Origin of the sequence: Undibacterium sp. 5I1, assembly GCF_034314085.1 — a bacterium.
GTDB lineage: Bacteria > Pseudomonadota > Gammaproteobacteria > Burkholderiales > Burkholderiaceae_D > Undibacterium.
In genome coordinates, this window is the sequence record NZ_JAVIWI010000001.1 from 1,414,232 (window position 1) to 1,434,033 (window position 19,802).

The 19,802-nt window shown below is 44.1% G+C and carries 15 protein-coding genes and 3 pseudogenes; 7 read left to right on the plus strand and 11 right to left on the minus strand.

The window, feature by feature from the left end; all coding sequences use genetic code 11:
* Positions 1-657: 657 nt before the first annotated feature.
* The 7 genes and pseudogenes from RGU72_RS06355 to RGU72_RS06385 form a co-directional block, all read right to left on the minus strand.
* A complete protein-coding gene (locus RGU72_RS06355) occupies positions 658-1,128 on the minus strand; it encodes a hypothetical protein (RefSeq protein WP_322118928.1) in 471 nt (156 codons plus the stop codon).
* A 146-nt stretch (positions 1,129-1,274) separates the two neighbouring features.
* On the minus strand, positions 1,275-2,414 hold the full coding sequence (locus RGU72_RS06360) for a transposase (protein WP_322118929.1): 1,140 nt from the start codon (positions 2,412-2,414) through the stop codon (positions 1,275-1,277).
* Positions 2,415-2,635: 221 nt separating this feature from the next.
* Positions 2,636-2,848 (minus strand): hypothetical protein, encoded by a 213-nt coding sequence (locus RGU72_RS06365; protein ID WP_322118930.1) that lies wholly within the window; start codon positions 2,846-2,848, stop codon positions 2,636-2,638.
* A gap of 45 nt (positions 2,849-2,893) precedes the next feature.
* Positions 2,894-3,103, minus strand: coding sequence for a hypothetical protein (locus RGU72_RS06370; RefSeq protein ID WP_322118931.1), 210 nt, complete (start codon positions 3,101-3,103; stop codon positions 2,894-2,896).
* 778 nt (positions 3,104-3,881) lie between these two features.
* Positions 3,882-4,490: pseudogene (locus RGU72_RS06375) on the minus strand (IS6 family transposase); the annotation flags it as partial.
* A gap of 2 nt (positions 4,491-4,492) precedes the next feature.
* Positions 4,493-4,621: pseudogene (locus RGU72_RS06380) on the minus strand (helix-turn-helix domain-containing protein); the annotation flags it as partial.
* Between the two features lie 249 nt (positions 4,622-4,870).
* Positions 4,871-5,155: pseudogene (locus RGU72_RS06385) on the minus strand (transposase); the annotation flags it as partial.
* Positions 5,156-5,345: 190 nt separating this feature from the next.
* Between RGU72_RS06385 and RGU72_RS06390 the strand changes: the two are divergent.
* The 5 genes from RGU72_RS06390 (at position 5,346) to RGU72_RS06410 (ending at position 12,330) form a co-directional block, all read left to right on the plus strand.
* On the plus strand, positions 5,346-6,461 hold the full coding sequence (locus tag RGU72_RS06390) for a transposase (protein ID WP_322118932.1): 1,116 nt from the start codon (positions 5,346-5,348) through the stop codon (positions 6,459-6,461).
* Positions 6,462-6,898: 437 nt separating this feature from the next.
* Positions 6,899-8,653, plus strand: coding sequence for a hypothetical protein (locus tag RGU72_RS06395; RefSeq protein WP_322118933.1), 1,755 nt, complete (start codon positions 6,899-6,901; stop codon positions 8,651-8,653).
* Between the two features lie 62 nt (positions 8,654-8,715).
* Positions 8,716-9,375 (plus strand): hypothetical protein, encoded by a 660-nt coding sequence (locus tag RGU72_RS06400; protein ID WP_322118934.1) that lies wholly within the window; start codon positions 8,716-8,718, stop codon positions 9,373-9,375.
* Between the two features lie 331 nt (positions 9,376-9,706).
* A complete protein-coding gene (gene iscB / locus RGU72_RS06405; protein WP_322118935.1) occupies positions 9,707-11,071 on the plus strand; it encodes an RNA-guided endonuclease IscB in 1,365 nt (454 codons plus the stop codon).
* The gene (locus RGU72_RS06410; RefSeq protein ID WP_322118936.1) at positions 11,068-12,330 is read left to right on the plus strand and encodes a M48 family metalloprotease; all 1,263 of its coding nucleotides are present in this window, start codon (positions 11,068-11,070) and stop codon (positions 12,328-12,330) included. Before iscB ends, RGU72_RS06410 begins: the two co-directional genes overlap by 4 nt.
* Here the strand turns inward: RGU72_RS06410 and RGU72_RS06415 are convergent.
* Entirely contained in the window at positions 12,259-13,599 is a 1,341-nt protein-coding gene (locus tag RGU72_RS06415; protein ID WP_322118937.1) for a transposase, read from the minus strand. The two genes, RGU72_RS06410 and RGU72_RS06415, sit on opposite strands and share 72 nt — an antisense overlap.
* 21 nt (positions 13,600-13,620) lie before the next feature.
* Between RGU72_RS06415 and tnpA the strand changes: the two genes are divergently transcribed.
* The gene (gene tnpA, locus RGU72_RS06420; RefSeq protein WP_322118938.1) at positions 13,621-14,040 is read left to right on the plus strand and encodes an IS200/IS605 family transposase; all 420 of its coding nucleotides are present in this window, start codon (positions 13,621-13,623) and stop codon (positions 14,038-14,040) included.
* A 127-nt stretch (positions 14,041-14,167) separates the two neighbouring features.
* On the opposite strand, the gene RGU72_RS06425 is transcribed toward tnpA, so the two are convergent.
* Complete coding sequence (locus RGU72_RS06425; protein WP_322118939.1) at positions 14,168-15,496, minus strand: ATP-binding protein; 1,329 nt, start codon at positions 15,494-15,496, stop codon at positions 14,168-14,170.
* A complete protein-coding gene (locus RGU72_RS06430; RefSeq protein ID WP_322118940.1) occupies positions 15,493-16,155 on the minus strand; it encodes a response regulator transcription factor in 663 nt (220 codons plus the stop codon). Before RGU72_RS06430 ends, RGU72_RS06425 begins: the two co-directional genes overlap by 4 nt.
* A gap of 459 nt (positions 16,156-16,614) precedes the next feature.
* Between RGU72_RS06430 and RGU72_RS06435 the strand changes: the two genes are divergently transcribed.
* Positions 16,615-18,807 (plus strand): TonB-dependent receptor domain-containing protein, encoded by a 2,193-nt coding sequence (locus RGU72_RS06435; RefSeq protein ID WP_322118941.1) that lies wholly within the window; start codon positions 16,615-16,617, stop codon positions 18,805-18,807.
* Positions 18,808-19,143: 336 nt separating this feature from the next.
* Here the strand turns inward: RGU72_RS06435 and RGU72_RS06440 are convergent, their stop codons facing one another.
* On the minus strand, positions 19,144-19,548 hold the full coding sequence (locus tag RGU72_RS06440; protein ID WP_322118942.1) for a hypothetical protein: 405 nt from the start codon (positions 19,546-19,548) through the stop codon (positions 19,144-19,146).
* Positions 19,549-19,802 lie beyond the last annotated feature (254 nt).

Sequence of the window (19,802 nt, forward strand, 5' to 3'; positions counted from 1 at the left end):
GGATAAGGTTCCTGCAGTGCACCACGTCGGATCGCTCGCCTGCTCGTTTTGGTGTGGTGGCTGCAATGACACAAATGGTATGTGCGATTGCAAAACAAAAACTTGAAAGTTTTTAATCCTTGGTGTGTGGAGAATTATTTTAAAAGTAAATAATTTCTTTAAGGAATTTTTAATCATCGACGCGGCATCGCCAGCATTCCATTTGGATAACTATTTTCCGCTATTTTTTGAGACCGCTGTCGATGGGGAAACGTCTACTTAAAATACAATTTTTCGTGACAAGGTAAAAACTTGCGGGGAAAGTGGAAATGTCGTAAAAAAAATTAAAAGGCCAAGCTGTAAAACTGCTTAGCTTTGGATAAAGTCTGTCCTTCAGGATCAGAATCGTTATTTGCATCCGGAATATTTTTGCGTGTCCGAAGATAAGGTCAGCGGCGGACCAAAATTGGCCGCAATAGCAGGGAGGCCTTTTAGCGCGCCAGGTTGGCGAGTCCTTCAAATTAAGTTTTACAGAATTGGTTTTTTCGAACCCGAGCATGTACTTGCGAGGAAACCATACTAGCTTTTAATTCACGTATCGCACTCAAAGTATTTTTGGTAACCTTCTCGGGCAATTTTCTACACTAGTTTTTCCGAACACTTTTTATTCCTCTCAGCTCAATTTCCTTTCACTATCGCTGGGCGATAAGCAAATTTGTTTGCCATAGCATCATTTAAAGCGTGATGCATGGACAGGCCTGTCTCTTTGTAAAATTCATATAAAGCAATTTCGTCAATATCTGCGTTGATCAATTTTCCTTGCATCCATGGAGTAATTCTGAATTGTATTGAATCCAAAAATAAATCCCAGTCAGTTATGTAATCAAAACAAAGATAAACCGTCTCATCCTCTCTGCGGACCCGTTGTAGCCATTGCAGGAGTTTTATATTAAGGTCTGAAACACCACAATAGAAGTCTGGATTCCGACCCAATTGCGGCAATACTGCTTCGCGGACGAATGGTGTGCACTTGTCATCAGGGTAGGGAACTTCTGCGTAAAATTCCTCACCTATGTCAGTGACTATGCCGATACTGATTAGGATCGGTTCCAGCAAGTCGATAAATTCCGTGTCGATGAAAACATTCATTTTTTTCTCCAGGATGGGATAAACATCTGAAATTGCAAGTCAAAGCATTGATGCCGAGGCTGACACTGACTGTGTAGTACTTGAACGAAATTATTAATTAAACTATCGATTGACATCCTCCCCCACCTCGGCCCTGCGGCCGCCGCTTAAGCGGAAAGGAAGGGGATTCCTCCTGCGAGACGCGCATGTCCGCGCGCGAGAATAATCTGTGCAGAATTCGTATCGCGATGATGCACCGCGCCACAGTTACTGCACACCCATCCTCTTATTTCAAGACCTTCCAGACCTCTCGGTCCGCTGCGTGCGAAGCACGCAGAACAGGTTTGGGTTGAATATGCTTCGTCGATTTCCAAGTACCAGCCTCCAGCGTCATCGCTTTTATAGGAGACCATCGTACGGAACATTGACCACCCAGCATCCAGCACCGATTTAGCCATCGGTGTCTGAGCCAGGGTAGACGCGCTCACGTTACCCACGAAGATTGCGCCACACGCATTGACGAGCTGGCGACTTAATTTATGTAAGAAGTCCTTCCTGCGATTTCTAATTTTGGCATGGAGTGCCGCTACGCGGCGCTTCTTGCCGGCGCGCTGCGCCGAGGCGAGGCTCAGCTCTTCCTTGCGGTAGAACCTAGGGGCTTCGACGGGTTCTCCTTCGGACGTTACCACGATGTTCTTTAGCCCTAAGTCAATGCCAATAGCACCCTTGCCCTCGGTCGGGGTGGCTTTCTTTACTTGGACCGTCAAGTTGATGTACCAGCGGCCGCGCGCGTCCTCTGAGACGCTACCGGCGCCCAACTCATACTGGCCCAGTCCATAGCTGTCCCATAGGGACAGCGGTTTACCGGCCAGGTGTAGCTGTCCGTTTCGGTAGGTAATCGCACTCTTTTTAAAGGGTATCCAGCCCAGGCTGTAGTTAGAACGCTTTGGATTGGAAACGCGCCAGCGTAACTTGGCTTTCTTACACTGTTTGCGACGCGTTACGAACTCATCGTTGACCGCTTGCACGGTCTGCGAATGTAAGGACAATCCTTCCTTGGTGGCGCCGGAGGTATAAGCACTCAAGTCGTACGCACTTAGGAACCGGTGCTCCCGTCGAAGCACCTTATAGCTCAGGTCGTTGACGTAGTTCCAGACAAAGTTCACTTCGCTGGCCAGGGCCCGCAAGTCCTTAGCGTGCTTGTCTTTAAGGCGTAACCGAAGCACCCGCGTTGTCAGTCCTGCAGCCGTGCGCACCTTGGCCAACGCTTTGCGCGAAGGCTTTTTAGGAACGGCGACGGTAGCCATGGCTTCGGACAGGGTGGTCTTTCGAAAAGAAAATTAATGATAAAATACTGTACAAAAAATCAGTATGGCAGGGGGTATTTAAGGGGGCAAGACTCCCGCTTTACATCCCCGCCCTGAACGACGGGGCATTTCAGCGCTGTTTGGTAAAAAGTAGTTGTATCAATGATTGACGTCCTACATTCCCCTGCGGGAACTAGGACGGCAAATGAGACCCAAAAGAATTATTGCAGATGAGAGCAAGGTATGTCATTTATGTGTTGCGCCGCCATTCTGGCCCAAATAAGGTAGCCATCATCGACGAGCTCCCTAACACGACTTTCCCCCAATTCACGTAATAAGACCGGCGTTATTGCGCCGAGTTTGCGTTCAAGTAAAGTTTCCCAGAGCGCTTGCTCTTGTTCTTCAAACTCTATCCAGCCATTGACTATGCGCATTGTTTAACTCCATTAGTTAACTGTCGAATCACGGATAACAAGATCTCAGAGTTCTCGTTTCCATTGTTTCTTGACGCCCTCTATCGCGCCCCCTAAAGGTGAAAAATAGGCACGAAGGGTATAGCGCCAGAAGCCTTTCCATCCAGGCTCTTGAACTCGCGCATGGGCGACCTCTGATGCTTGCCATGCCCCAATAAAAATCGCACAAAATAATTTCCAACTAAATACTAAAATACGTTTTGCTAATGTCAGCACGGTTCTTCTCCTAAATTAAACTCGTTGAACACAACGATGGCTTCATTGCCTAGTGCACAGTGATGGCAGGTCGATGTAAAGATGGAGGCTGCTAGTTCTATTGAGGTCATTCATTTCAAAGATTTCCCATTGAAATCGATACCTCAACAACGCTAGAGTCTCATACAAAAGAGTCTTGTCAAATTGGAGAAAATTGAATAATTGCTTCGGAATTGGATGCTTATCCCAACAGTGCAAATCTCATTGAAAAAGCAGATATCAACGGGCGAAATAAGAAAGAATACGATGAGAAAAACTGTTGGGGAGGGGAGGGCAGTGCTGGTGATGTAGAGTGTTAGCCGAATTAAGCTAAGCTACGACGAGTAAACTGAATTCGAAGTTAATTGGGTGCGTTCTACAAAAAATAGCCTTAGACTTTGGCTGAATTTCGCCTACGCTATTCTTTTAGTAAGCAAATGTGTTTTCAGGGAAAATGATATGAACATGAGTTTATTAGCGATAGGCATTCTGAGTTTGCAGACCCTCTGTGGTCTCTACGGATTATATTTACTGATTGGTTGTATCCGTGGGCTTTTGCATGAACGTACCGGGCAGGAAATTCATCGTCGCTCTTGATGAAGAATGTTTATCTCAAAATTTGCTACTCCACTTGGTGAGCATTTTGTCGATCATTGCATTGCGGCTGATTCTGAGCGGCAAACGGGAGGTTCTGTCGCGTTGTTTAGCTGAGACCAGCTCTTGCCAACTCGACGAGGGTGTACCTTTACGCTGGACGGACCTATCCTACCAGTGCATAGAATTGTGGCGCAAATGACAGGTCCGCAAGACCATCAGTGTTAAACTGACCTTTTCGAATCTTGTGCATGAACTCGATACCAGCGAGCACTGCGCTGGCCGATCGAAAAGATTTGAAGTTAAGCATCGGTTTGGTTATCCGCTTGATGCCGCGGTGGTCCTGCTCAACGATGTTGTTGAGGTACTTGACCTGGCGCACAACGATAGGCTGAACACGGCCAATATTGATCGCATCAATGGCAGCCTTGTTGGCTCCGCTCTTATCCATTGCGACCTTGTCAGGATCACCGTTCGCTCCCATCGCTCTGTTAAAAAAGCGCTTTGCCGCAGCCATGTCGCGTTTGGCTGTCAGCAAGAAGTCCACGGTCATGCCCTGCTTATCCACGGTGCGGTTGAGATATTTCCAAGCGCTTTTCACCTTGATGTATGTCTCATCCATACGCCAGCTGCCACCAACCGGGCTCTTATATCTGCGCGCCATCTTTTCGATGAGCGGCAGGAAGCGGATAGCCCAGCGGTTGATTGATGAGTGATCGACCGACACGCCGCGCTCTTCCATCATTTCCTCCAGATGCCGGTAGCTCAACGGGTATCAGTCCCTCCATTTCGCTGGATCTCTCGACTTATCGTTGAGGGTGACCGCCCCAGTCGATTAGCAATGGCACGTAGGGAAATCCCTTGCGCTAAATCGCGGGAGATCTCTTCGCGCTCCGTAATAGTGAGTGCGTTAGGTCTTCGAACGCGTACCCTAGGTAATATTCCACCATTAGCGGACAGGACGGTATGAATTGAGCCGGCATGCTTACCAAGCGCGGCCAATCTCACTCAGTGATTGCCCATATTTCTAACGATTCCAAAACTCTGACTTCTCTTGAGGTGATAATCCAGGCCGACCAGTTTTTGGCGGTTGATTGTACTTGAATATGCCATTAAAACAGAACTGTTGCGATGACCGGTCGAACCTGCCGCGGCCTTTTTTAAGATGTCGCGCTGCTCTGTTGTACGCTTTAATTCGGCCTTAAGTCGAGTCACTTCTAACTTGAGTGCATCAGCGTTATATTGCCTAGCTGGATTGGATGGCGTTTCGTATTGCTTCACCCAGAGATAAAGACTCTTATCTGAAACGCCCAATCGCTTGGAAACATCGACAACGCTGTGCCCACGTTCATCAATCTGCTTAACCGCTTCTATCTTAAATTCTGTTGTGTAACTAACGATTATTTCCCATTTGGATTTTCCCCTTCTTAGTTTCGACATTATGAAACGTCTACTAAACTAGGGGAAGTCCAAAGCAAAAGCTATTCATATTTTACAATGTGAAATTTATCCAGATAGCGCGTAAAACACGGTCCTTCAGGGCGGTGATATCAGCGCGGGAGGCGTCAGCCTCATTGCTTTTTGGTCGTTAAACGATATACTGATTATATATACAGTCATCAGCAATTCCATGCCCAGAGATAGTTCAACGCCCCCTAATAAACCCGTTCTCAATACGCGAGTACTCCGCTTGCGTATCAAAGACAAACACGCTGCCGTATTGCGCGATCGTGCGATGTGGGCCAATCAGGTCTGGAATTACTGCAATGACTTGCAGCAGCAAGTGTGGCGTCGCGAGAAGCGTTTGCTTTCTGGTTACGACTTTGCCCCGTTCACCAAAGGCGCTGGCAAAGAAGGTATCCCACTTCACTCGCAGACTATCCAGGCGATCTCCGAAGAATACGCCACCCGCCGTAAGCAATTCAAAAAGATTAAACTACGCTGGCGTGTCTCTCGCGGGAACAAGCGATCACTAGGCTGGATCCCTTTTAAAGCGTCAGCACTAAGCTACCGTAACGGTCAACTCTGGATGTCCGGTATCGATACGCCTTTGTGCTTGTGGGATAGCTACGGCCTTTCACAATACCAATTGGGTGCCGGTAATCTCTCTGAGGATGCCCGAGGTCGCTGGTACATCAATATCACCGTGAAAGTAGCCAGGCAGGCCCCTGTCGAAGGTAAGGCTGACGTGGGCATCGATCTGGGATTAAAAGACTTTGCCGGTTTCTCTGATCCAGTTCTGGACAATGTCGAGGCACAGAAGTATTACCGTGGCGCCGAGGTCAAATTAGGTATGGCACAACGGGCTAAGAAGAAGCGCCTGGTTAAATCGATCCATGCCAAGATTGCCAACCGGCGTAAGGATCATCATCACCAACTCAGCACCAAGCTAGTCAGACGCTATGGTGCGATCTTCGTGGGAAACGTGAATGCGAGTAGTCTGGTGAAGACCAAGATGGCAAAATCGGTCTTGGATGCAGGCTGGTCACAATTCAGAACCATGCTGTCTTACAAATGCGATGACGCAGGCGTATGGTTTGAAGAAGTCAACGAAGCGTATTCTACCCAAGACTGTTCTGTGTGTTTTGCACGCAGCGGCCCGAAAGGACTGAAAGATCTTGGAATAAGAGAATGGACTTGTCCGCACTGCGGCACGATGCATGATCGTGATCGCAATGCAGCTAAGAACATTCTCCGTCGAGGACGAGCGACGCTGGTAGCAGGAATCCCCTTCCTTTCTGTGTAAGCAGCAGCCGCACGGCTGAGGTGGGGGAGGACGTCAAGTTGGCCTATCATTTCAAGCCGGAATTACACTTCTTTAACATCGAGAGCGGGACACAGAAAGCGCTATCCGTTGTTTCTAATCAACCCAAATTTCATATATGCCTGTACTGAAATGTAAAAAGATAAAAATACTTCAATGAAAAAACAACAATTACTTTTTTTTAATAAAAAATCGCTTCTATTGTTTGGGAATATATAAGTTTCTACAACGATCTTGAGTATTATTTGATTTGAATAATTAACCGAAAATTTGCAATTAATCACTAGGTATTTCATTTCAAACTCGAACCCCGAGCGTTCATTTACTATTGCGCTGATGGCCGAGAATGTAAGTGTTTTTCTCTTTATTTGAAATATTGATAAATAAACATAAGAATGACACCTAAAAAGATATTTTTGATGTCTACAATTTTCTGCAGACATGTTTTATATTTTGTATTAGACCAGTGGAAATCCGTGCTTTTCAGTGCAGCCTTGGCAGGAATTTTTGAGCATATCGGGCTTCTAAAAATTTTTATAAAATTTTCTTGGTTATTAGTCGCAGGTATGGCTGCCCAGAATGATGCACCTGACGTCAGCATTAACACTCACACACCGATTGTTGTGACAATCGGCGAAGAGCGCTTCTTCAATAATTATGGCGAAAAAAGGCCGTTAGACCGTTGTGTGATGCGGCAGGATATTGCCGCTATTCTTGCTAAAGGAACGCAACGACTTGCCATTGATTTCGATCTCTCCCCATTAACCAAACCAAATAGCGAAGATAAAGCCTGTCAAACATCTTTGGATGACTTACTTGACCGAGAAGCCAAGCGGATCGTGATTTTAACTCCCTATGGGGTCAAGGGTGACTTAAAAAAACCCAAACACGCGTGGATGTTAGAGCGTTGCGCCAAGGGAGTCCATTTTGGCGATGGAAGCTTAGATAAGTCGCTTGGTATGGTCAATGAACAATTTATTGGTGAAGACGAAATTCTGCAATCCCGCTTTGCGGAACAATTGCATAATGGATTTAATTTTTATGTATGCATGATCGTCCAGAGTGCAAGGGGTGCTCAAGATAACCCATGGCTGAAAACAGACGATGAAAAGATAGAAGAATCATTTGAAACGTCACCAATCAATTTTTCGGCAGTTCAAAAGCAATTGGCTGTGTTTGATCTAGGAAGTCAGGAATTTAGTGAGGCTTCTAACTGGGGCCAAAATCCAGTCTTCTTTGGTGGAGACTGGGGTCGGGACGATACTTACTTAACGCCGCTAGGAAAATTAGCTGGGGTTATCATTCATGGTGCGCGGTTTGTTAGCCTTGAGCATCCAATCAAGAGTTTTCCGCCGGCCTTGGGTTTGATGATAGATATGGGGATCGCCTTTTGTTTTGCCTGGGTGGTAGGACAATTCTGGAAGGGCTACGTGATCGCAACGCGGTTCGATATGCAAATACGTAAACTAAGTCGCGGTAATTTAAGAACGGCGATTGGCACCGTTGTCATCGTTTCGTTTATCGTGATTTATTTGTTATTAGTGATTTACTTTATTTTTGCATCAGTTTATTTTTTTCTCGAAATAAATATTATGTTGGCGCCACTCCTGATGGCAATTTCAATTTTGTTTGATGGTTTTGTCTCTGCTCCGATAGAACAAATCCAAAAGTTACTTGAGGAAAATGAAGAGCGAGAGAGAAAAAATAAAGACAAAAGTAATGTGCAAGAAAAAAATGTAATCGAAAACGAAACAGGGAAAGAACAAGGTAAATTTACGCATAGGTTAGTCCTTTCCACTATATTAAGTACTGTACTGTGTACTATGCTGGCTGTTTCCATCAACAATAACTGGATTCAATTTTCCACAGTCGCTGGATACTCGTCGGCGTTTGTAATCCTAGGACTAGGTATGTGTCTCGTCGTTGGCGTACTAGCGAAACTATTTGATCTAAAAAGGAGATCGCTCAAAGACTACCAAGTGATGTCGCGGATACGCGTTATGCACGCGATAAAAAAACTTCTTCCATTCAAGATGATTCCTGAAGCGTCACCTAAGCAGCAGTACAGAAAATACAATACCAGCGCGGTCAAATTGGGTTACTTTTTCAGTTGGTTACGCTCACTTATTTTTTGGGGAATTATTGTAATTTCAATGAAATTTATGTTTTTATAATAACGCATTAGCTTAGAAATGTTGAAAATTTGATTGGTTTCTCTTGATGAATGCCTAAGACAATGAAAAAAAATATCGCTTTTACCCTGTTGGTCATGACAACTTGTATGGGGAATGTTTTTGCTGAAGATTGTCAGATGCCATTACAAAAATCGAATTCACCCAGAACCGAGACTCTGTCGAAAGAGCTGACTAAAGCTAATGTTTGTAAAACAGTGAAAGGCTTATCCGCGAAATCTCTAAAGACGGTTTGGCTTGCATTACTAGATACTAAATCAACCGGAGGAAAGCGCTTCGAAACACCACCGCCAGCAGGGACACCAACTGGAAAAGTCTTCATCGTGGATGATAAAGTCAAGTTTGATTTGAATGCAGTTAGCCAGGACGGTTTGGTTAATTTGACAGTGAAAGTTGAAGACTCAGGACAAATTGTGAAATTACCCTCCTATTTGGCCGGGCGACCTTTGTGGATTGATAATATAAAACCAGGGACCAGCTACAGCTGGGTCTTAGTGACTAAAAAAGAAACCTATCGCGGTAGTTTTGAAATTCCTGAAGCAGATGAATTACAAACAATCAAAACTAAGTTGGCCGAACTAGACCAGCAAGACCTTAGCGCTGACGTAAAGCTGATCTATCAGGCAGCAATTTTTGATGAAGCCGAATGTTATTTTAACCGCGAACTTATTTTAGACGGACTACGTAATCCCAAAAAACCTTAGGCTCCTAAATTCCCTGTTTCAACTTTATTGGTAGTCAACTATCCCGCGCTGAAGGACGGAGCTGAGAAAGCGCAAGCTAGACAAGCTAGGTTGACCAGAGAAAGCGGTACCCAACCCGCTACGTTAGTAACAGGTCGTTAAGACGCACCAGCGAATGCTTCCTTAGTTCGCTGCTCTGCAAGACAGTCATCATGCTGGTCAAAGGTAAAGGGCTGAAGGTGATTGTCGCTACTGTCAAAGGTAGGAGCCGGTTATTGACATTCTCGAAGGGAGAGAACCGCAAGGTTCCGTCACAAGACCCGTAAGGGTAATTGTAAAAGGAGAGATTGCTATGGCAGTCTTTGTTATAGACAAGAGCGGTACCGCATTAATGCCCTGCTCAGAAAAACGAGCAAGGTTAATGCTAGAAAGGGGAAGAGCACGAATACATCGATTGATGCCATTCGTGATTCGACTTGTTGACCGGACTGCGCAGGAAAGTCACTTTCAGACCTTGCGTCTAAAACTTGACCCTGGCAGTAAAACAACGGGCATGGCTTTGGTGTTGGATCAGAACCAATCGATTGCGGTATTAAATCTGTTCGATCTGTTGCACCGTGGTCAGGCTATTTCAGAAGCTTTAACTGCACGTCGCGCCATGCGCCGCCGCAGAAGAAACGCCAACTTGCGCCATCGTGCACCACGGTTTTTCAATCGTGGGAACAAAGAACAAGGCTGGTTGGCGCCATCACTGATGCATCGTGTTCACACCACGATGTCATGGATAAAGAAACTGCAACGCTGGGCACCGATTTCCGCGATCAGTACGGAGTTAGTGAAATTCGACATGCAACTGATGCAGAACCCAGAGATTTCCGGTGTCGCGTATCAGCAAGGCGAATTACAAGGCTATGAGCTTCGCGAGTACTTATTGGAAAAGTGGAACCGTCAATGCGCCTACTGTGATGCGAAGAATGTGCCGCTGGAAGTTGAACACATCGATGCTAAGACCAACGGTGGCACAGACAGGGTGTCAAATTTAACGCTGGCATGTTGCCCATGCAATCGCAAGAAAAACACCCAGAACATTCGTGATTTTTTGAAAAACGATCCAGTACGGTTACAACGCATTCTTGCCAAGGTCAAACAACCTTTAAAAGATGCCGCAGTCGTCAACGCAACACGCTGGACGCTGGTCAACAGTCTCCAAGCAACGGGATTGGCAGTAGAAACGGGTTCTGGTGCACAAACAAAGTGGAATCGGACAAAACTCGCCATACCGAAAGATCATGCACTCGATGCAGTGTGTGTGGGCAATGTAAATGCAGTACAAAACTGGGATAAACCAACACTGTCAATCAAATGTACTGGCAGAGGTTCTTACCAGCGGACACGATTAACGGCACAGGGATTTCCTCGCGGATATCTGACACGGCAAAAACAAATCCACGGTTTCCAAACGGGTGATCTGGTCAAAGCCGTGGTACCGCAAGGTAAAAAACTAGGCAGCCATACTGGCCGTGTTGCTGTACGGGCATCCGGTAGTTTTAATCTACAAACGTCCATGGGCGTCGTACAAGGAATCAGTCATAAGCATTGCGCACTGATTCAACGTAATGATGGCTATGGTTATACAACCAAAGGCAAGCAGTCTTCGACTGCTCTCCTATCCCTCACCGCCCTAAAGGACGGTGTATCTCGTAGGAATTCAGGATGAATAGTTTTAAATACGAAGAAAAAAAACGTCAATTTTTACCAGTGCCAATCAAACTGTTATTACTAATTAGTACGGGGTTGTTTGCGCTGATGCTATTTTCTATTGCCATTAGTGGAGAAGATCAGGCGAAAGTGGAACCTACGAAACAGGCAGAAAGTTTAGATGCAAAACCGCAATCGGATTCGCCGTCGATTTTCAAATCAATAGGTAATTTTTTTTCAGGCAGCTCCTCAACAAAATCTAAAGATGAGAGTGACAAGATTGATAAGGCCGACTCTAGTTCCACATCTTCCAGTACTTCAGGTGGTTTTAGCCTTATCGATATAGATACGTGGTCCAATGTGTCCAATGTCGTTCTTGATCCGGTCTGTAAGCAACCCATACAACCATTTGGCATCACTGACAATGTCGCTTCACTTGGTATATTGACCGCGAAACTGAAGGTCAAAGGCTTTCTGGACGGCTTCTCGAAAAACGGCCAGCCTTCCTTAGTGGTAAAAGATATCATTAAATTAGCTGCCAGAAATTTAAACTGGATGCCAATGGATTTCGAAAAACAAATTGGTGAAAGTAAAGTACCTGAAGGGGAGGTCTTAGCTGAAGATAAAAATAAGGATATCAAAAAAACTTACGCGCAAGCCAGAGAAATTTTGGCCGATATTTTGAAAAATGTACCTGAAAATAATCCATATGAATTTAAGATTATTGTCGTCAAAAGCAGCTTCGGAAACGCGACTGCTCTGCCAGGCGGAATTATTCTGGTTGACAGAGATTTATTCAAAAAAGGTACACCTCCAGAATATCCCTACTTTGTTATTGCCCATGAGGTTTCTCATGTACTGCAAAGACATCAAACGCGTGCTTACCAAGCCAGGTTAGCAGATGGCATTGATTCTCTTGATAACTTCCGCAAGCTTTTGGGTGATGCTTCACATGTCAACCCTGGTGCGGCATTAGAATACGCATCTGCTCTTAAAAATATGATTGTAAATTATTCTGAACAACAGGAGTTACAAGCTGATAGCTGCGCGATTCGCTTTATGAAAACCAAATATCCGGAGCAAAAAATGATTCTAGAAAAGATGGTAAAGGTCGAACAAAAATTGGGCCCAATTACCCTTGTAATACCGGATGATTCAAAAGACCCTGCACTTATTAAACAGCTACAATTCCTAGGTGATGGAGTCCTAGAACGGCATCCGAATACAAAGCAAAGAAAGGACAATTTTCAAGTGACTATCAAGGCGATTTATACTTAGATGCTCAAAATTGACATCCTCCCCGCCCAAAAGGACGGGGATTCCTACAGCGCTGCGCGATGATTTGTGAGTCGCTTCGGTGGGTTCCTGCTTCATCGAGCGGCCTGACTGCACCGACTCTCCACAGGCTAACAAGCGGTATCCCCGCTCTAAAATATTGATCGCACCGACCACGTCGGCGTGATTTTCGTAGCCACAATCGACACACAGGAATTTCGCCTGAGTCTGCCGGTTGTCTTTCGATACATGGCCGCAGGCCGGGCAAGTGCGACTGGTGTTGTGGGGTGGCACAGCCAGCAGCATCCCGCCGTGCCACACTACCTTATACGCCAGTTGTCGTCTGAATTCACCCCAGCCTTGATCGAGGATGGAGCGGTTTAAGCCGGACTTTTGCGCTACTTTTTTTCCATTCTGTTCGCTATTGCCTTTTGAAGACCTGGACATATTTTTGACCTGCAAATTCTCAATACATACGAGCGCGTGGTTTTGGCTGATCGTCGTGGTGGCTTTGTGCAAGAAGTCTTTTCTGGCGTTGGCGATGGTGCTGTGAATCTGCTGGACTTTGGCTTTCGCCTTCTTCCAGTTACTGCTGAACTTGACCTTGCGGCTCATGCGGCGCTGGTAACGCGCAAGACGCTGCTGGTGTTTCTTGAAACTGTTGAGTGGCGCGATATAGCTTTCGTCGCTCAAGGTGGCGAACCGGGCAATACCCACATCGATACCAATAGCCCAAGCCGCTGTTGTCAGGGGTTGCTCGACTTCTCGTTCAGTCTGGATCGACTCGAACCATTTACCGCCCGATTGACTGACGGTGACATTGCGCACCTCGCCCAGCACGTTACGGCTGTTTCGGTAGCGTATCCAGCCAAGTTTCGGCAGGAGAATGCGGTCGTCGACCTGATCGAGATTAATCTGCTTAGGGTCGGGGTAACGGAAGCTGTCGCCACTGCTCTTCTTTTTAAAACGCGGAAAGTCAGCGCGTTTAGCAAAGAAGTTTTTGTAGGCCTTTTCCAAATCTTTCAATGCATGTTGCAGCGCCTGGGAGGGCGTTTCTTTGAGCCATTGCGTACCAGTTTCACGCTTCCAGATTGGTAGGTTTGCTGCCATCGGCACGTAGCCGATGTACTTGTTTCCGGCTTCGTGGTTCTGCTTTTGTAATGCTAAAGCCTTGTTATAGACAAACCTACACGACCCGGCGAAGCGACGCATATCGCGCTGCTGTTCGCCGTTTGGCATCAGTGCGTATTTAAAGGCTTGAAGTCTTTGCATCGTTAGATCATAGTCTGGTCTATGAGCGAAGACAACAACGATATTAGGAATGGAAGACACTGTGTATTTATGATGCATGTACATCTGGTCTTTGTGACGAAATACCGTCGCGGGGTATTCACAAAAGAGATTCTTGACGACCTGCGCCCAATATTTTCCAGTGTCTGCAATGACTTTGAATCGGAACTGGTAGAGTTCGACGGTGAGGACGATCACGTTCACCTCTTAGTGAATTACCCGCCTAAAGTGGCAGTGTCAAAATTGGTTAATAGCCTCAAGGGAATATCGAGTTTAATGATTAGGAAGAAAAAATATCCGAGCATTCAAAAGAAATTATGGGGCGGTGCTTTGTGGTCGCCTAGCTACTTCGCTGGAAGCTGCGGCGGTGCGCCTATTGCTGTGATTCGCAAGTACATCGAGCAACAGCAAACGCCGCATTAAACCGAAAGTCCAAGACAAGGAAGGCTTCGCCTTCCGCGCTTACATCCCCGCCCTGAAGGGCGAGGTTTACGCGAAAATCGGATAAATTAGTTTTTGCTCGGAAGAATTCTTTCCACAGTGATGTATTTTAAGTTTCAATTGAAATTTCATTATTAAAAATAATCTTGAAAACAGTACCTTGGCCGTTGATTCCATCGCAGACACTTATCTTTGCTTTGAATTGTTCGACGATATTTTTCACAATCGTTAACCCCAACCCACTACCTGATTCACCACTACCTTCGCATCGATAAAAGCGGTCAAAAATACGCTCTCTGGCGGCGAGCGATATACCCACGCCATTATCAATCACCGCTAGATAGGGTAGCTTGTTTTCTAAGCCCGAAATGACGTCAATTTTCCCACTTCGCCCTGTATAACGGATCGCGTTATCAATCAAATTTCCTAGCATAATGCGTATAGATTCTTCATGAGCAAAGATGGAAATTTCACCATTTGGTGCATCAACGCCTAGATCAATATTTTTATATTCCGCAAGCAAGGAAAAATCAGCAACAACTTGTTTTGCAATTTGATGCAGAGAGATTTTCTCAAACTTGATTTCACTGTCAAAGTTACTATGGCGAGCTAAGGTCAATAGCTGTTGTACTAAATGGGTTGCACGGTTTAAGCGTACATGCAATTTTAAAATCCCAGCTTTTCTATCCTCCTCGTGCTGAGTTTTTTCTACCAATTGTAGTTGCAGTTTTAAAGCCGCTAATGGAGTACGTAACTCATGTGCTGCATCTGTAACAAACATCTTTTGTAGATTAATTGAATGATCTACGCGCGCAAGTAACGCATTTGTTGCGAGCACTATGGGCACTATCTCTGAAGAATAGCCGCTCGGATCTAGTTGATGCAGAGCGTCAGCTGAACGCTCTCCCAACGCCGTCGCTAATTTATTTAATGGTTTTAGACTATGACCTACGACAAACCAAATTAATAAGCCTAGAAGAGGTATTGAAATGAGAACTGGAATTAGAGAGCGCAAAGCTAGGCTATATTCAATTTTTTCTCTGTCACTAATTAGCTGTCCAGCCTGGACTACCTGATAGTTATTTTTTTCACTGTATATCCGCCAATGTTTTTTATTTTCTGTAACTTCAAAAAAACCATTAACGCCATATTTTGGCAAATTTATCGCTGAATTTGAAGTAAATACTAAACGCTCTTTTTTGTTCCAAACCTGTACAACAATTTTTTTCCCAGGATGAGTATCCGCAATTTCACTTTCCTGTAATGTCATATTTGCTGGAAACGACCGAACTATTTGTTTGAGCTGGTAATCAAACAATTCGTTAGTCTCGTGGCGTAATTTCAGATAAGTACCGATATAAACTGAAACGTTAGTTAATATCATTCCTAACATTAAACCAAGCAAAAGTTGTTGGCGAATGGTACGGACTTTAATCATGAGATATTTGTAAGCTTATAGCCAACCCCGCGGACATTTTTTATAAAATTCGGGCCAAATTTTTTTCTAAGCATATGGATGTACACCTCTATGGTATTACTCTCAATGTCATCATTTAGCCCGTAGACTTTATCTTCAAGCTTTGCTTTTGATACTACATGTCCGGGTGTTTCGAGTAGTGCCAACATTAGATTGAATTCGAGAACTGATAAATGTATTGGTTCGTCATTAAAGCTTGCCTCGTGCGTTGATAAATTCAACGTCAGACCATGATGACTCACTACTTGATCTTGAGTCATCTGGCATCTACGAATCAATGCGCGTAAGCGCGCATAGAGTTCATCAAGATCAAAAGGTTTAACTAGATAATCGTCTGCGCCACTATCTAGTCCTAGAATAAGATCAAGTCGAGTGTCTCTTGCGGTAATAATTAATATCGCAGCTTTACCTTTTTTCCTCCGGTAGTTTAGTAATACTTCTAGTCCTTGCTTTTTAGGCAGGCCTAGGTCAAGTACGATAATGTCAAAAGCTTGTTTTAGTATGGTCGATTCTGCTTCAATTCCATCAAAAACCCAATCTACCTGATATCCCACTTGGCTGAGCCCATCTACCAGACTCTCCCCGATCATTTGATCGTCTTCGACTAACAACAATCGCATCGCTTTAATCCCCTATATATTCGTGATGCACAGTTAGATTATTTTTAACAAGTTACATCATGTAATTGAGAGCATGCCTTGTTCAAATTTTCAACGCCTATGCAAATCATATTAAATTGAAAAATCCTTAAGCAGGATATTTTTTATTTCATAGATTTAAAAATGAAGGCTCATGAATTTCAATTTGAAAAATTAAAATTTCCTTAAATTCTTTCAAATACAACAGGAAATTTATTAAATTTTTGATGTCTTTTTCTTGTAATAAATCCTGCTTAGCATGCGCCAACGTCACCGAAATTACATCTCTGCTCTGTATTGTAATTTGCGATTCCCTATCCTAATTTTTTGTGTCACGTAGATCGGTTTTGAATGCGAGCACACCAGACATTTACTAAATAAATTTAAATTTTTTTATCCTATTTGTTTATTCAAATATAATTTTTTAAGGAAAAGTATCAAATGAAAAATTTACAACTGAAACTAATGACAAGACAGATTCTCGGCGCTGTTGTTGGTTTGTCGATGTCATCACCTATATTAGCTTTTGCAGAAAATGTGGTAGATGCTCCATCTGATGTTTCTGAGAATACAGTCACGATTGCCGGTGTTAAGTCAGCAGCATCAAAAGTTGCAATTTCTCAAGGCTCCCTTGCTGCACGTTCTGCTCAATCAGAAATTAGTGATGAATTCGTCAGAAATTACACAGCACCAACTTCGGATTTTAGTCAAATTATTCAAATGGCACCGGCGATGTATAGCTTTGGTCCTAACGGTCCTGGGCTAGGCGATACGAAAACTAATTTTCGCGGATTTTCTGACGGAGATTATTCAATTTTATTTGATGGGATACCGTTTCAAGACACGAATAGCCCAAGCCATCATTCCTGGGCATTTTTTCCTGCACCCTTTGTAGGTGGTGCTGTGATTGATCGAAGCCCTGGCTCCGCAGCCAGTTTGGGACCAGCCAATTTTGGGGGTTCAATCAATTTGTTGTCACGTAACCTCGAAACCCAGAAAAGAATTTCAGGTACTGCCTCTTTGGGAACGTGGAATACTAGTTTAATTGGTGCAGAATTTGAATCTGGTCAATTTGGTCGGGACGGCTCATCGAACCTGTTATTCAATGCTCACGAGTTGAAATCGGATGGCTATCAAACTTTGAACAAACAGCAGAGAGATGCCTTATCTGCGAAATATCAATATGTAATTTCTCCGGATACAGTTTTAACTTTGTTCGGCTCTTATATTACTGTGCATTCAAATACACCAAATATCAAAGGTGCAACCCGCAGCGATATTGCAAAATTTGGGGACAATTATTTGCTCGCGTCAGATCCGACTCAGGCCAATTATTTCGCGTACAATTTTTATCATGTCAATACAGATTTTGAATATGCAGGGTTAACTTCAAACTTGGGGAATGGCTGGAAGCTAGATAATAAGACTTACACCTACTATTACCATAATCAACAAAATTATCCGGGCGCTACCATTCCATTGACCACGGCAAATACGACTGCAAACAATTCGGGGACGGATAAACTCAATAGTTATCGTACTTACGGAAATATTTTACGTCTCAATCGTGATACCGAGATGGGGACATTGCGTACTGGTTTGTGGTCGGAAGTTGCCGACACTAACCGATACCAGATTCCGAGCAATCCTTTGACATGGATAGATTCTGCAATCCCTAATTTTCGTGAAACGTTCAAAACAACTTTGCTTCAACCGTTCATTGAATATGAACTCAACCTAAGTAAAGATTTAAAAGTAACTGCAGGTGTTAAATATTCTTCCTATAAACAAGATTTAACCCAGTTTGCCGACAACGGGAAAACCGTCGGCAATTTAAACGGCGCAGCAAGTATTGGACATGTAGCTAGCTACCACACATTTTTGCCGTCAATTGACGCGCACTACATGTTACAAGCCAACTGGTCAGCTTATGCACAGTTCGCTACGGGTGACGAAATTCCACCATCGAATGTATTTGACGTAAAAAATGCTAATGTTACGGCCTTGCCTGCTTCGATAAAAAGTAAAACTATCCAAATCGGTTCAGTCTGGAAAGGTGATAGCCTTACCTTTGATATGGACGCCTATCACATCAAGTTTGATAATGCTTATTCATCCACGACTGACGCAGCGGGAAATACAACATTCTTTGCTAATGGTAGTTCAGTTAATCAAGGGATAGAGGCGGAAAGTACGTTAGTTCTGGGTAGCGGATTTAACTTATATATTAATGGCACTTATGGAAGTTCTAAATATTCGACTAGTGACCAATGGGTTCAAAACGCGCCAAGCGATACTGAGACTTTAGGTTTGAACTATCAGCGAAACCAATGGAATGCAGGCTGGTTCACTAAGCGCGTAGGGAAAATGTATAACGATAACGGCGGAACACATGAGGCTATCACCATTAACCCTTTTGTAATTTCCAATGTATTTGTAAATTACTCGTTGAAAAATATGTCTACTTTTTTAAAGGGTGGAAAACTACAACTGAGTGTTAATAATTTATTTGACAAACACAGTATCGTTGGTGTGACACCTGCGAGTAAGACAAGCTCAGTTGCAGCGGCAGGAGATCAATTGACTCTTCTACCTGCTCGAAGTGTATCGCTTGCATTAACAGTAGATTTTTAATTTTTGAAATTACGAAAGCCAGCTTACCAACGATTTCCCTTAATTGATAAAAATTATTTAGTCAAAAAAACCTCCAGCATATTTGGAGGTTTTTTCTTTTGAACGTTAGTGAACTACAGGCATTTCGATCAAATCAACAGGATGCTGCCATTGAGACGGTAGGCACCAGCAATAGCAGGCCTTAAGAAAAAAATCATCGGCGTTAATTTTTGTATAAAAAATGTGTTCAATTTCACATAAACCGAAATAATGCAACCAGCGCTAGACAAAATGTCCATCTTGGAAATCGAAATGCCTTATCTCACGTTCGCTAAGTGCTTTGGACCAAATTTAAGACTAATGTGATGCTACCGCTTTAGGTTCCGTGAAACAAACGAATGATGAAGTCATCGAATCACGGAACGACCGCTCAAACTTCGACGGCTCAGGTAACAATTTTTTTAAAGTTTGGACGACTCGAAGCAAGCGAAAATCGTTTTCCGGCGCATCGTCGCAGGTATCGTTGATACAAAAAAACGGCAGTTCGCCAAAGTTAGTAATTAGCGAATCGAATTGTCGCTTAGCATGATTGTCGCCTGTATTAATATGCAAGGGGTCCAGTACTATTTGTTGAGCGATGCCGATATGTACCATCCAGCGCGGAACTAGATCGGGGACAATTGCCGGTGATTGCCATGAGCGGAATGTTGTTGAACGTACACGCTCAAATAATTCTGGCGCAATTTGCTCAAGCGCAAACATTGCACTCCTGAGCATTGGGCGGGGTGAATGCGAATAAACGCGGGGATCATGACTGTATGCTGAATAGCGCTTTGACAACCAAGCCTTCGATAGTATGGACGCGTTGACCAATGCGGACTCATTAGGTTGTAGGACTTCATACTCTGGTATTGATTTTGTTTCGGAAAAAATTTTCAGACAGTCACCAAACCACCAATCAACATCAACTTCTGCATCGAAAAAAACATCGTCATTAAGACAGTCGTCCCTGAAAT

Excerpts from the sequence above, each read along its gene's own strand:
- RGU72_RS06355 (WP_322118928.1), bottom strand. The coding sequence starts at position 1,128 with ATGAATGTTTTCATCGACACGGAATTTATCGACTTGCTGGAACCGATC.
- RGU72_RS06360 (WP_322118929.1), bottom strand. The coding sequence starts at position 2,414 with ATGGCTACCGTCGCCGTTCCTAAAAAGCCTTCGCGCAAAGCGTTGGCC.
- RGU72_RS06365 (WP_322118930.1), bottom strand. The coding sequence starts at position 2,848 with ATGCGCATAGTCAATGGCTGGATAGAGTTTGAAGAACAAGAGCAAGCG.
- RGU72_RS06390 (WP_322118932.1), top strand. The coding sequence starts at position 5,346 with ATGCCCAGAGATAGTTCAACGCCCCCTAATAAACCCGTTCTCAATACG.
- RGU72_RS06395 (WP_322118933.1), top strand. The coding sequence starts at position 6,899 with ATGTCTACAATTTTCTGCAGACATGTTTTATATTTTGTATTAGACCAG.
- RGU72_RS06400 (WP_322118934.1), top strand. The coding sequence starts at position 8,716 with ATGAAAAAAAATATCGCTTTTACCCTGTTGGTCATGACAACTTGTATG.
- iscB (WP_322118935.1), top strand. The coding sequence starts at position 9,707 with ATGGCAGTCTTTGTTATAGACAAGAGCGGTACCGCATTAATGCCCTGC.
- RGU72_RS06410 (WP_322118936.1), top strand. The coding sequence starts at position 11,068 with ATGAATAGTTTTAAATACGAAGAAAAAAAACGTCAATTTTTACCAGTG.
- RGU72_RS06415 (WP_322118937.1), bottom strand. The coding sequence starts at position 13,599 with ATGCAAAGACTTCAAGCCTTTAAATACGCACTGATGCCAAACGGCGAA.
- tnpA (WP_322118938.1), top strand. The coding sequence starts at position 13,621 with ATGAGCGAAGACAACAACGATATTAGGAATGGAAGACACTGTGTATTT.
- RGU72_RS06425 (WP_322118939.1), bottom strand. The coding sequence starts at position 15,496 with ATGATTAAAGTCCGTACCATTCGCCAACAACTTTTGCTTGGTTTAATG.
- RGU72_RS06430 (WP_322118940.1), bottom strand. The coding sequence starts at position 16,155 with ATGCGATTGTTGTTAGTCGAAGACGATCAAATGATCGGGGAGAGTCTG.
- RGU72_RS06435 (WP_322118941.1), top strand. The coding sequence starts at position 16,615 with ATGAAAAATTTACAACTGAAACTAATGACAAGACAGATTCTCGGCGCT.
- RGU72_RS06440 (WP_322118942.1), bottom strand. The coding sequence starts at position 19,548 with ATGTTTGCGCTTGAGCAAATTGCGCCAGAATTATTTGAGCGTGTACGT.